The organism is Streptomyces sp. NPDC002125 (genome assembly GCF_053593715.1).
This window is the reverse complement of the sequence record NZ_JBSFDD010000015.1, coordinates 138547-150151: the sequence shown is the minus strand read 5'-3', so window position 1 is coordinate 150151 and position 11605 is coordinate 138547. Positions and strand designations below refer to the sequence as shown.

Below are 11605 nucleotides of genomic sequence, written 5' to 3'. Positions count from 1 at the left end.
GGGCAGGACGCCTCAGGTCAGGAATGTCTTGAGCTCGTGGACGAGCTTGCGGATGTGGCCGGAGAGCACCGGCGTCCCCTGGTCCTTGAAGCGCTCCCGGAACCACGGGTTGACGCTGGCGCGGCCGGAGCTGGTCACCGAGCCGACCGGGATGAACTTGGCTCCCGAGCGGTGGATGGCGGCCATGCTCTCGAACAGCGGCTCGGCCTGCCATTCGTAGAAGTCGGATATCCACACCACGACGGTGTTGCGCGGCTCGGCGATCTTCGGCTGGGCCAGCGCCATCGCGACCGTGCCGTCGGTGCCGCCTCCGAGATTGGTCCGCAGCAGTGTCTCGAAGGGGTCGTGCACCCAGGGAGTGAGGTCGAGTGCCTGCGTGTCGTAGGCGATGAGGTGGACGTCCACCTTGGGCAGTCCCGCGAAGATCGAGGCGAGAATGGTGCAGTTGACCATCGAGTCGACCATGGAACCCGACTGGTCGACGACGACGATCAGCCGCTGGGGCGTCGTCTTGCGCGCCGTGTGCCGGTAGAAGAGGCGGTCGACGTAGAGCCGCTCCTCCTCCGGGCTCCAGTTGGTGAGGTTCTTCCAGATCGTGCGGTCGAGGTCGAGGTTGCGGAAGACCCGCTTGGGCGGGACCGAGCGGTCCAGGGCGCCGACGGTCGACTTCTCCACCTGGGTGCGCAGCACTTCGGCGACCTCGTCGACGAAGCGGCGGATCAGCGCCTTGGCGTTGGCCAGGGCGACGCCGGAGAGGTTGTCCTTGTCGCGCAGCAGCTGTTCGATCAGGGACATGCTCGGCGTGAGCCGGGCGGCGAGCGCGGGGTCGGCGAGCACCTCGCGCAGCCGCATCCGCTTGACGAGTCCGGCCTCGATGGAGCCGAGTTCGGGGCCGATCTCCGGAATCAGCCGGCTGAGGTCGGGGGTTCTGCCGCCGCCACCCGTGCCGGTCGGAGCGGCGCCCCTGCCTCCGGCGCGACCGCCGCGCAGTTCGCCGGGCGTGCAGCCGAGCGCGCGCTCCAGCCAGCCGGCGTCGGACTGCCACCTGGACAGCTGGTCGGCGGTGACCGTGCCCGGCGGGGAGTGGAAGACGTTGAGCAGCACCTTGGACACGAGCGCGGCGCGCCGCACCTCGGCGGCACGGTCGCGTCCGCCGCCGTCCTCGCCGCCCTGCTCCGTCCCCTCCTCCGTCTCGTCCGTGTCCTCCGGCACCATCAGGCCGTCGAACTCGGCGGCCAGCTCGGGGTGGCGCTGCATCACCGAGTCGATGGACGCCTGCGGGTCGAGCAGCTTGGCGGGCAGGCCGATGTCCTCCACCACGGCGAGGCTCGCGGACTCCAGGGCCGCCTGCTCCTCGGGGTCGAAGAGCCGGGCGAGGAGGCGCCAGTACATGACCTGGCGGCGGTTGTCGTTCGAGGTATCTCCGGTCACCCCGGGACTCTGCTGTCCGGTCACTTCCGCAGCAGCCTTCCCGCGCGCTCGCTCAGCACCTTCGCGGCGTCGGTGGCGGCCTTCTCCGCCCTGAGCCCCGTCTTGTCGGCCGTCCCTCCGGCCCACGCCCCCGCGTGCACCGCGGTCACCTTCTTCCGCACCGTGGTCTCGACGGCGAGTGGCTGCACACCGAACGTCCCGGCGTCCCAGCGGATCAGCGCGATGCACGCGCTCGACCTGGCGACGGTCTCGGGGGTGAGCGGGCCCGCGGCCGGGATCCGGTCGGTGTGGACGGGCAGTTCGAGCCCGGCGACCGTGAAGGTCAGTGCGCCGTCGTCGTCCGTACGGGCGGTGTAGCCCTCCAGGAAGACGGGCACGGCGATCCGCGCAGGGTGCCGGTCCAGGGGGGCCGTCGCCGGGGCGTTCGCGGTGGGCAGTGCCACGCGGGCCGTGGCGAACGCCTCGGCCGGCTCTCCGGGGCGCGCGTGCTCGTCGCTCCAGACGAGGTCGCCCTCGGCCGTGACCGGCATCGCGGTGAGCTCCATGGAACGGCCCTCACCCGCCGCCGCGAGCAGGGACATGTGCGGGCGCATCAGCTGCCAGATCCCGGCCCCGACGACCGTGTCGGGCTTCGGCACGGACACGCTGGCTCGCACGAGCCGGGACGGCGAACCGTCGGCGGGCTCGAACACGGCGTGCACCTGCGCCTGCGCTGCGGTCGCGTGCTCCTGTACGTCGATGCCGAGGGGCAGCAGGCGCCCGTCCGCGGTGGAGACCGGCGGCGCACCGGCGGCGCCGGGAACCGTCAGCAGCATTCCGCGCGACCAGAGGTCGGCCCAACGGCGTATCGGGAAGCGCTCCGCTGACGCGCCGGGACAGGACGCGGCCAGCTCGGCCGCGAAGCCGTCGACGAGGGCCGCGAGGCGGCGGAGGGAGGGGTCGGGAAGCATCGCGGAGACGACCTCCGCCGCTCCGGACACGACCTCGTGGTCGAGGCCCTGCCATCCGCAGCGGGCCAGGTCGGAGAGCCAGGCGCGGGCAGCCGCCAGGAGGTTCGCCGTCCGCCCCTCACCGGGCGCCGGCGCGGCGAGCTCGTCGCGCGACCGCCCCGCCGCCTCCTCGACGCGGCTCAGCAGGGCGTCGTGGACGGAGCCGAGCAGCGCCGTGCGGGCGGCGGCCAGGGCCACGAAGTGGTCCTCACCGGCCGCTCCCGCGGCGGCCTTCCCGGCCGCCTCGGCGACCCGGCCGGCCAATGGGGTCCCCGCCACGGCCCGGGCGAGCGCGGCCGGTCCGTCGGTCCCTCCGGACCGCGGCCGGAGCAGGCCGTCGACGAGAGCACGGTCGAAGGCGTCGACGGCGTCCAGGGCCTCGTCGAGCCCTTCGACGGGTTCCGCGAGCAGATCCGCACGCATCAGGCCACCGCCCTGGTCGGCGGGAAGAAGTGCATCTCGGGCAACGGAGCCGTCACCGGGCCGTGTTCGAGATACGCGAGGTGCCGCAGGAATCGGCTGAACACGGAGGCCGCGGCCTTCGTCGCGTCCGCCTGCGGCCGGGTGCTGCGCATGGCCGCCACGAGGGCGGGCCCGTCCGCGTCCCCCGCCGGAATTTCGGCCTTCAGATACCGGACCACGCGCTCGGCGCCGTACTGCAGGACCGACTCGTTGATCAGGGCGATTATGTGATTGCAGAACGAGCCGCGCGCCCCGCCGCAGGGGCGGTTGTTGTTGGTGCTGCACGCGAACGCGAAGGTCCCGGCCGCGACCGACGAGACGTAGACCCGTCCGATGTCCGAGCCGCTGGACACCACACCCTGCAGACGTCCGTCGGCCAGCTCGACGAACGGGACCTTGGCGAGCTTGCGCGGCCGTGCGGGCGGAATCACCCGTGCCGTGCTGGACCTCTCCCAATCGGACAACGCGCCATCTCCAATGCACACCTGAGGGGTCGTCCTCGCCGGATCGGCGGGACACGACTGAACCTACGTGCACCCACTGACAACGCCGCGGTCACCAGGGTTCCCCCGGGGTCTTACGAGGGGTCCCGCAGCCCGGTGACCCTCATCGTGATGTTGAGCCGCCCCGAGCCCAGCCCGGTGGCCGGATCGCCGGTCCCCTCATGGACCTTGGGGACCGCGTGGTGGATGAACCGCGAGGGGCCGCCGAAGACGAACAGGTCGCCCGAGGCCAGCTCGATGTCGGTGTACGGCTTGGTGCGGGTCTCGGTGTTGCCGACGCGGAAGACGCAGGTGTCGCCGATGGACAGGGAGACGACCGGGGCGGAGGACCTCTCGTCCTTGTCCTGGTGCATGCCCATCCTGGCCTGCCCGTCGTAGAAGTTGATCAGCGCCGTGTCCGGGGTGTAGGCCCGCGCCGCCGCCTCGTCTCCGTACGCCGCCAGATGGGCTTCGCGCCCCAGCCGCACCATCCAGTCGGGAAATTCGGCGACCTGCCGGCCGTTCACGTCCTCCGCCGTGCGGGTGTACCTGTACGGCTGCCAGTGCCAGCCGACGCAGACGGTCCGTACGGACATGACGCCGCCGCGTGGCAGCCGTGTGTGCCGGATGGGGACGGGCCCGGTCGCCCAGGCCCGGCAGGCCGTCACCAGCTCGCGTTGGCGCGCGAGGGTCAGCCAGCCGGGCACGTGCCAGGCGCCGGGGGCGACTTCCATGACGGGGCGGGGGATCAGGGCGTCCATCTCAGGCCGCCTGGTGGCGGTTCTCCAGGTCCAAGAGCTTTCGTTTGCGGTCGAGGCCGCCGGAGTAGCCGGTCAGCGCGCCGCTCGCGCCGATCACGCGGTGGCAGGGGCGCACGACCAGCAGCGGGTTGGCGCCGATCGCGGTGCCCACCGAGCGCACGGCTGCACGCGACGCGCCGATCCGGGCGGCGATCTCGCCGTAGCTGAGCGTCGTGCCGTACGGGATGGCCTCCAGGGCCTGCCAGACGCGCCGCTGGAAGTCGGTGCCACGGCCGACGGCGTACTCGATGCCGAAGCTCGTCCGGCTGCCCTCGAAGTAGGCGCGCAGTTCGGCGGTGATCGCGGTGAACGCCTCCGCGTCCTCCGTCCAGCCGTCCTGGACCGTCGCGCCGCCCTTCTGGCCCGGTACCGAGAGCGAGGCGAGGGCGGTGCCGCCGGATGCCGTGGCCGACTCCTCGCCCACCAGCAGCAGTTCGCCGAGCGGGCTGTCCATCGTGGTGTAGAGCGTCATCCTGCCGGTCCTTCCGAAAGTGCTGTTCATGTCATCACGCCGAGGTGGTGCGGCGCCGGTCGGCCGCCGCGTTCCAGAAGTGGTGCGTGGCGTAGGTGCGCCAGGGCCGCCACGCCTCGGCGTCCACCGCGTCGGCCCCTGTGTGCCGCATTCCCGCGAGGACGGCCACGTCGCCGGTGAGCAGCACGTCCGGGTCGCCGAGCGCCCGCATCCGGACGTACCCGGCCGTCCAGGGCCCGACGCCCCGCAGGCCGAGCAGCTCCTTCTCGGCCCGGTCCCGGTCGGCGCCCGGGTCGAGGCCGATCCTGCCTTCGGCGAGGGCCGCGGCGACGCCGCGCAGGGCGGCCCGCCGCGATTCGGGCATCCCGAGCTCCCGCAGGTCCTCGCCGGCCAGGGCGGAGGGCTCGGGGAACGTGTGGGTGAGGGCTCCGCTGGGGGTGCGGAGAGGTGTGCCGCGGGCGGCGACCAGCGCGCCGCCGAGCGCGCGCCCCGCGGCGACGGACACCTGCTGGCCGAGCACGGCGCGGATGGTCAGTTCGTGGGCGTCCACCGCCCCGGGGGCGCGCAGCCCCGGCCGGAGGGCGACGAGCGGGGCGAGCGCGGGCTCGGCACCGAGGCGCTCGGCGACGGCGTGGGGGTCGGCGTCCAGGTCGAAGAGGCGGCGAATCCGCTGGGTGGCGGTCGTCAGATCGCGCAGATCGGAAAGGTGCAGCCTGCATTCCAGCCATCCGTCGCCCAGCCTCTCGCCGACCTCCGCGATGCCGGTGCCGTGGGGCAGACGCAGAGTGCGCCGGTAGAGGCGGTCGCCCCGGCCGCCCGCCATCTCCTCGACGCCCGCGAGGGCGCGTGCGGCGAGGTGGTCGAAGATCTCCGCCGCCGCGTACGGCCCCCGGTGGGCGAGCCGCAGCGGCACTCCCCCGGCCCCGTCTGCGGCTGAGACGGAACCGAAGCGGGAGGACCGGCCGGGGCGTGCGGCGCGCAGCTCGCCGGGGGTGAGGGCGTAGATCTCCCTGACCGTGTCATTGAATTGGCGGACACTGGAGAAACCCGCGGCGAAGGCCACCTCCGCGGCCCGCAGGCCGGTGGTCTGCATGAGGACCCGCGCGGTGTGCGCCCGCTGGGCCCGGGCCAGCGCGATGGGCCCGGCACCGACCTCGGCGTTCAGCTGGCGCTGCACCTGGCGGGCGCTGTAGCCGAGGCGCGCGGCGAGTCCGGCGACGCCCTCGCGGTCGACGACTCCGTCGCCGATCAGCCGCATCGCCCGGCCCACGAGGTCGGCGCGGGCGTTCCAGTCGGCGGAGCCGGGCACCGCGTCCGGGCGGCAACGCCGGCAGGCGCGGTATCCGGCGCCCTGGGCGGCGGCAGCGGTGGGGTGGAAGGTCACGTTCTGCCGCTTGGGGGTGGAGGCCGGACAGCTCGGGCGGCAGTAGATCCCGGTCGTGGACACGGCGAAGAAGAACTCGCCGTCGAACCGGGCGTCGCGGCTGCTCACCGCCTCGTACCTGCTGTCGTCGCTCATCACGCTTCCAGGGTGCGCCATCGCACGCTGCGGTGCTGGCGGGAATCGGACACGGCACTCGTGGCACCGGGCGACGGGCGCGGCCGGCGACGACGAGCGCCGGACTCCGGGCCCGGAAGGGCTCCACGGGCCAGTGCACGGGGACACGCGCTCGTCTTTACGCCCCATTGATTGGAATCATTCCAGAGAAGTGATTCACTGCGAAGGTGATCGAAGCCGAGGCCAGGACGCTCCTGCGCGGAGCGTCGTTGCGGGTGACCCGACCCCGGGTCGCCGTGCTCTCGGCGGTCCACGAGGCCCCGCACGCCGACGTCAGTACCCTCCTCACCCTGGTACGGACACGGATCGGCACGGTCTCGACCCAAGCGGTCTACGACGTGCTCAGGACGCTCGTCGACGCCGGACTGGCGCGGCGGATCGACCTGCCGAATTCCCCGGCACGGTACGAGGGACAGACCTGGGACGACCATCAGCACGTGGTCTGCCGCACCTGCGGCACCATCGCCGACGTCGATGCCCCCCGGGTCGCTCCGCGGCTGGACACGCCACGGAATCACGGGTTCACCATCGACCACGTGGAGGTGACGTACTGGGGTCTGTGCCCGGCATGTCAGCCCGAGCGAGGTCAGCGGAATCCGGAGTCGCACCGAAGTTCCCACACGGAGGAGCAGGACAATTTCTGACAACACGAAGCCGCTGACCACTGCCGCCGGCGCACCGGTCGCGAACAACGAGAACGCCGTCACCGCCGGTCCGCGCGGCCCGATGCTGCTCCAGGACGTCTGGTTCCTGGAGAAGCTGGCCCACTTCAGCCGTGAGGTCATCCCGGAGCGGCGCATGCACGCCAAGGGCTCCGGGGCCTTCGGCACCTTCACCGTGACGCAGGACATCACCCGCTACTCCCGGGCCGCGCTCTTCTCCGAGGTCGGCAAGCAGACGGAGCTCTTCGCCCGGTTCTCCACCGTCGCCGGTGAGCGCGGTGCGGCCGACGCGGAGCGCGACATCCGCGGTTTCGCCCTCCGCTTCTACACGGAGGAGGGCAACTGGGACGTCGTCGGCAACAACACGCCGGTCTTCTTCCACCGCGACCCCCACCACTTCCCCGACCTCAACCGCGCCGTCAAGCGCGACCCGCGCACCAACCTGCGCTCCCCGGAGAACAACTGGGACTTCTGGACGAACCTCCCCGAGGCGCTGCACCAGGTCACCATCGTGATGTCGGACCGCGGCATCCCCGACGGCTACCGCCACATGCACGGCTTCGGCTCGCACACCTACTCGTTCATCAACGAGAGCAACGAGCGCTTCTGGGTGAAGTTCCACTTCCGTACGCAGCAGGGCATCAAGAACCTGACGGACGAGGAGGCCGCCGCGATCGTCGCCGCTGACCGCGAGTCCTCGCAGGCGGACCTGTTCGACGCGATCGAGCGCGGCGACCACCCGAAGTGGACCTTCTACATCCAGGTGATGCCGGAGGCCGACGCGGCGACGTACCGCTACCACCCCTTCGACCTCACCAAGGTCTGGTCCAAGAAGGACTACCCGCTCATCGAGGTCGGCGAGTTCGAGCTCAACCGCAACCCGGAGAACTACTTCGCGGACGTGGAGCAGGCCGCCTTCACCCCGGCCAACCTCGTTCCCGGCGTGGGCGCTTCGCCCGACCGCATGCTCCAGGGCCGGCTGTTCTCGTACGGTGACGCCGCCCGCTACCGCGTCGGGGTCAACCACCACCAGATTCCGGTCAACCAGCCGCGCGGCGCGAAGAACGTCAACACCTACCACCGTGACGGGCAGTTGCGCGTGGACGGCAACCAGGGCGCCGTGCCCGGCTACACGCCGAACAGCTACGGCCGCTGGGCCGAGCAGCCGCAGTTCGCCGAGCCGGGCCTGGCGCTCGACGGGGCCGCCGCCGACCGGTTCGACTACCGCGAGGACGACGACAACTACTTCGAGCAGCCGGGCAACCTGTTCCGGGCGATGAGCCCGGACGAGCAGGACGCCCTGTTCGGCAACACCGCCCGGGCCATCGACGGCGCCTCGCAGGCCACCATCGAGCGCCACATCAGCCACTGCACGCAGGCCGACCCGGCCTACGGCGAGGGTGTGCGCAAGGCCATCGAGGCCCTGAAGGCCTCCAAGTCGGCCTGAGTCCACGGCAGTACGCCAAGAGGCCCCGGACCGCCCGCGGTTCGGCCGGAGCCGTATACGAAAGGGCCCCGGGCGACGGGAAGTCGCCCGGGGCCCTGTCCGTCCCGAAACCGCCGCGAGCGCTACGGAAGCAGCGCCGTCCTGCCGAACATCTCGGCTGCGGCGCGTCCACTGGGCGTCCCCGCGTCGAGGTCGGCACCCGCTGCGACCAGGGCCTTCACGACCGTGTCCTCACCCTTGAACAGCGCACCCGCCACCGGGGACTGGTCCCGGCCGTTCCGCAGGTCGACATCGGCACCGCGCCCGATGAGCGCGCGGACCGTCTCCGCCTGTCCGTGGTACGCCGCGAGCATGAGCGCCGTGTTTCCGTCGGGGTCCTGGACGTCGACCGGAAGGCCGTGATCGAAGAACTCCAGGAGCTCCTCCGACCGTCCTTCTCTGGCCAGATCCATCACGATCGCGACGAGTCTGCCTGTCTGTTCCTCGGAAAGCGGTTGCATACCTTCACTCTAGGCGGGACCCTCCCAAACCCTCCGGAGGGCGCGACACAGATCACTTCGTCCGAGCTGTCTGAACTTCACGAGAACTCCAGCGAAATGGCACGTGTGTGGATATCGTGCACCGAGCGAGGGCGCATCCGTCAGTCCATGGGATCGGCGGATGCGTCCCGTTTGTGGGGATGCAACTGTGGCTGGGGGGTTCATGGGGCATGTCGAAATACCTGAAACGGATATATCCGGGCCCGCCGGGATCGCGGAGGCACCACGTCCGCGTACCGGTGGGCCACGGAACCGCACGGTGGCTCCGGAGCGTGTGTGGAGAGCACCGACGACTGTGGAGCGCGACCACGCGGAGAGACCGCGGGCGAGAAAGAGGCCCGATCCGCAGGTACCGCTCCTCGTACTGACCGATCTGCTGGGCCTGGGAGTCCCGGCCTGGCTCGTGCTGAGGGCCGGGGACCAGCCGGGCCCGCTGACCGCCGCGGCGTCGGCCGCCCTCGTCTGGACCGGAGTGCGCGCGGTGCGCGGCCGGTACACGCGCGGGCTGCCGGGGGAACCCGCCGGGGCGCCGCACAGCTCGCTCGGTGACTGGCTGGCGCTCATCGGGGTGCTGGCCGTGCTGGTGGCCCTGACGGGCGGGGGGCTCGACCCGGCGACCGGGGTCGTGGCGCTCGCACCCGGCCTGGCCGTCGCCGTCCTCGCGGGGGCCGCGGGCCGCTGGCGGCCGGCCGCGCGGCGCGGACGGCGGGTCCTGGTGGTCGGCGAGGCCGAGGGCCTGGACCGGGCCGTCGGCCTGCTCAACTCCCGTACGGATCACCCGTACAGAGCCGTGGCGGTGGTGCCGGTGGGTCCGGCGGCGCCCGACTGCGGGACGCCGGTGCCGGGGCGGATCGCCCCGGAATTCGCCGAGGACGACGTGTCGACGGTGCTCGGCAGCGCGTTCGCCCATGACGCGGACCTGGTCCTCGTCGCCCCGGGGCCGCAGCTGGACGAGGACCGGCTGCGCCGCCTCGCGTGGGGCCTGCACGACGGCGGCCTCGCCCTCTGCGTGCTCTCGGAACTGTCCGGGGTCGCCGCCGCCCGGGTGCGGCCCGCCGCCGCCGCGGGGCTGACGCTCCTGCACGTGGCACCACCGCTGCGGCGCGGAGCGCAGGCTCTGCTCAAGACCGTGGTGGACCGTGCCGGTGCGGCGCTCGGCCTGCTCGCGCTCGCTCCGGTGTTCTTCGCGGTGGCGGTGGCCGTGCGGCTCTCGTCGCCCGGACCCGTCTTCCACCGCCAGATCCGTCAGGGGCGGCACAACCGGCCTTTCACCATGTGGAAGTTCCGCACGATGGTGGCGGACGCGGAGTCCCGCAGGGAGCACCTCTCGGCGGTGAACGAGAGCGAGGGCCCGATGTTCAAGATGCGCCGCGACCCCCGGGTGACCCGGATCGGCCACGCGCTGCGCAGGACGTCCGTCGACGAGCTCCCGCAGCTCCTCAACGTGCTACGGGGTGACATGTCCCTGGTAGGCCCACGCCCTCCGCTGCCGGAGGAGGTGTCGCGCTACGACGAGCGCGAGCTGAGACGGCTGGCGGTCCGGCCGGGGCTGACCGGCCTCTGGCAGGTCAGCGGGCGCTCGGACCTGTCCTGGCAGGAGACGGTGTCGCTGGACCTCTGGTACGTCGACAACTGGTCGATGGCCACGGACATGGGGCTCCTCGCCCGTACGGTGCGTGCCGTCACCGACGGCCGCGGGGCGTACTGAGCCGTGGCGGGGGAACGGGTGCACGGGTCCAGGACGTACCGCGGCGGCCGGGCCGGGAGGTCAGTGCCGAGGGGCCTGGCTGCCGAGCCACCAGGCGTAGGTGCGGGCGACGCCGTCCCGCAGGGGGATCTGCGGCTTGAAGCCGAGGGAGGAGAGCCGGGACACGTCGAGGAGCTTGCGCGGGGTGCCGTCGGGCTTCGAGGTGTCCCAGACGACCGAGCCCTGATAGGCCGTCACCTCGCGCACGATGGCGGCAAGTTCACGGATGGGGAGGTCCTCTCCGCAGCCGACGTTGACGGGTTCGTCGCCGTCGTAGGACTCCAGCAGCCGCACACAGGCGGCTGCGAGATCGTCGACATGGAGGAACTCACGGCGGGGACTGCCGGATCCCCAGAGGGTGACCTCGGGCGCCCCGTCCCTCTTCGCCTCGTGGAAGCGGCGGATCAGGGCCGGCAGCACGTGCGAGGTCTCCAGGTCGAAGTTGTCGCCCGGACCGTAGAGATTGGTGGGCATGGCGCTGATGTACGAGGCGCCGTACTGCCGGCGGTAGGACTGGATCTGCACGATCCCGGCGATCTTGGCCAGCGCGTAGGCCTCGTTGGTCGGTTCGAGGGGTCCGGTCAGCAGCGCGTCCTCGGGGATGGGCTGCGGGGCGTGCTTGGGATAGATGCACGACGAGCCGAGGAAGAGCAGCCGCCGGACACCGGCGGCGTGCGCGCCCGCGATCACGGCGAGCTGGATGCGGAGGTTGTCCTCCAGGAACTGCACCGGGCTGGTGCTGTTGGCCATGATCCCGCCCACCTTGGCGGCGGCCAGCACGACGGCGTCCGGACGGGTGTCACGGAGAAAGGCCTCGGTCGGACCGGCGTCCCGCAGATCGAGCTCGTCCCGGCCGCGGGTGATCACCTCGTGGCCGTCGGCGGTGAGGCGGCGCACCAGCGCCGAACCGACGAGTCCGCGGTGGCCCGCGACGAATATGCGGGCACCGGGAGACAGCAGGGGGAGGACGGATTCCTGGGGTGGGCCGGGGATTTCAGTCGTCATGGCACGGATTG

Annotated in this window: 11 protein-coding genes; 3 read left to right on the top strand and 8 right to left on the bottom strand. The window is 72.0% G+C overall.

Features of this window, described 5'->3' with window-relative positions:
• Positions 1-12: 12 nt before the first annotated feature.
• The 6 genes from ACWCQM_RS24710 to ACWCQM_RS24685 form a co-directional block, all read right to left on the bottom strand.
• Positions 13-1392, bottom strand: a complete 1380-nt coding sequence (locus tag ACWCQM_RS24710) for a vWA domain-containing protein (protein WP_450917367.1) — start codon at positions 1390-1392, stop codon at positions 13-15.
• A 59-nt stretch (positions 1393-1451) separates the two neighbouring features.
• Positions 1452-2843, bottom strand: a complete 1392-nt coding sequence (locus ACWCQM_RS24705; protein WP_450917324.1) for a hypothetical protein — start codon at positions 2841-2843, stop codon at positions 1452-1454.
• Positions 2843-3346, bottom strand: a complete 504-nt coding sequence (locus tag ACWCQM_RS24700) for a hypothetical protein (protein ID WP_450917323.1) — start codon at positions 3344-3346, stop codon at positions 2843-2845. Before ACWCQM_RS24700 ends, ACWCQM_RS24705 begins: the two co-directional genes overlap by 1 nt.
• A 113-nt stretch (positions 3347-3459) precedes the next feature.
• Positions 3460-4125 (bottom strand): alpha-ketoglutarate-dependent dioxygenase AlkB family protein, encoded by a 666-nt coding sequence (locus ACWCQM_RS24695; protein WP_450917322.1) that lies wholly within the window; start codon positions 4123-4125, stop codon positions 3460-3462.
• 1 nt (position 4126) lies between these two features.
• Positions 4127-4636 (bottom strand): methylated-DNA--[protein]-cysteine S-methyltransferase, encoded by a 510-nt coding sequence (locus tag ACWCQM_RS24690; RefSeq protein WP_450917321.1) that lies wholly within the window; start codon positions 4634-4636, stop codon positions 4127-4129.
• Between the two features lie 34 nt (positions 4637-4670).
• Entirely contained in the window at positions 4671-6155 is a 1485-nt protein-coding gene (locus ACWCQM_RS24685; protein WP_450917320.1) for an AlkA N-terminal domain-containing protein, read from the bottom strand.
• 206 nt (positions 6156-6361) lie between these two features.
• Here ACWCQM_RS24685 and ACWCQM_RS24680 point away from each other — a divergent pair, with 206 nt between their 5' ends.
• Together ACWCQM_RS24680 and ACWCQM_RS24675 are read left to right on the top strand one after the other, a co-directional pair.
• Positions 6362-6838, top strand: coding sequence for a Fur family transcriptional regulator (locus ACWCQM_RS24680; protein WP_450917319.1), 477 nt, complete (start codon positions 6362-6364; stop codon positions 6836-6838).
• Entirely contained in the window at positions 6831-8303 is a 1473-nt protein-coding gene (locus tag ACWCQM_RS24675; protein ID WP_450917366.1) for a catalase, read from the top strand. The genes ACWCQM_RS24680 and ACWCQM_RS24675 overlap by 8 nt, the downstream gene beginning before the upstream one ends.
• A 122-nt stretch (positions 8304-8425) precedes the next feature.
• On the opposite strand, the gene ACWCQM_RS24670 is transcribed toward ACWCQM_RS24675, so the two are convergent.
• Positions 8426-8803, bottom strand: coding sequence for an ankyrin repeat domain-containing protein (locus tag ACWCQM_RS24670; protein ID WP_450917318.1), 378 nt, complete (start codon positions 8801-8803; stop codon positions 8426-8428).
• Between the two features lie 202 nt (positions 8804-9005).
• Here ACWCQM_RS24670 and ACWCQM_RS24665 point away from each other — a divergent pair, with 202 nt between their 5' ends.
• Positions 9006-10550, top strand: a complete 1545-nt coding sequence (locus ACWCQM_RS24665) for a sugar transferase (protein ID WP_450917317.1) — start codon at positions 9006-9008, stop codon at positions 10548-10550.
• 60 nt (positions 10551-10610) lie between these two features.
• On the opposite strand, the gene ACWCQM_RS24660 is transcribed toward ACWCQM_RS24665, so the two are convergent.
• Positions 10611-11594 carry a GDP-L-fucose synthase family protein gene (locus ACWCQM_RS24660; RefSeq protein WP_450917316.1) on the bottom strand — a complete coding sequence of 328 codons (984 nt, stop codon included), beginning with the start codon at positions 11592-11594 and terminating at the stop codon, positions 10611-10613.
• Positions 11595-11605: the final 11 nt, after the last annotated feature.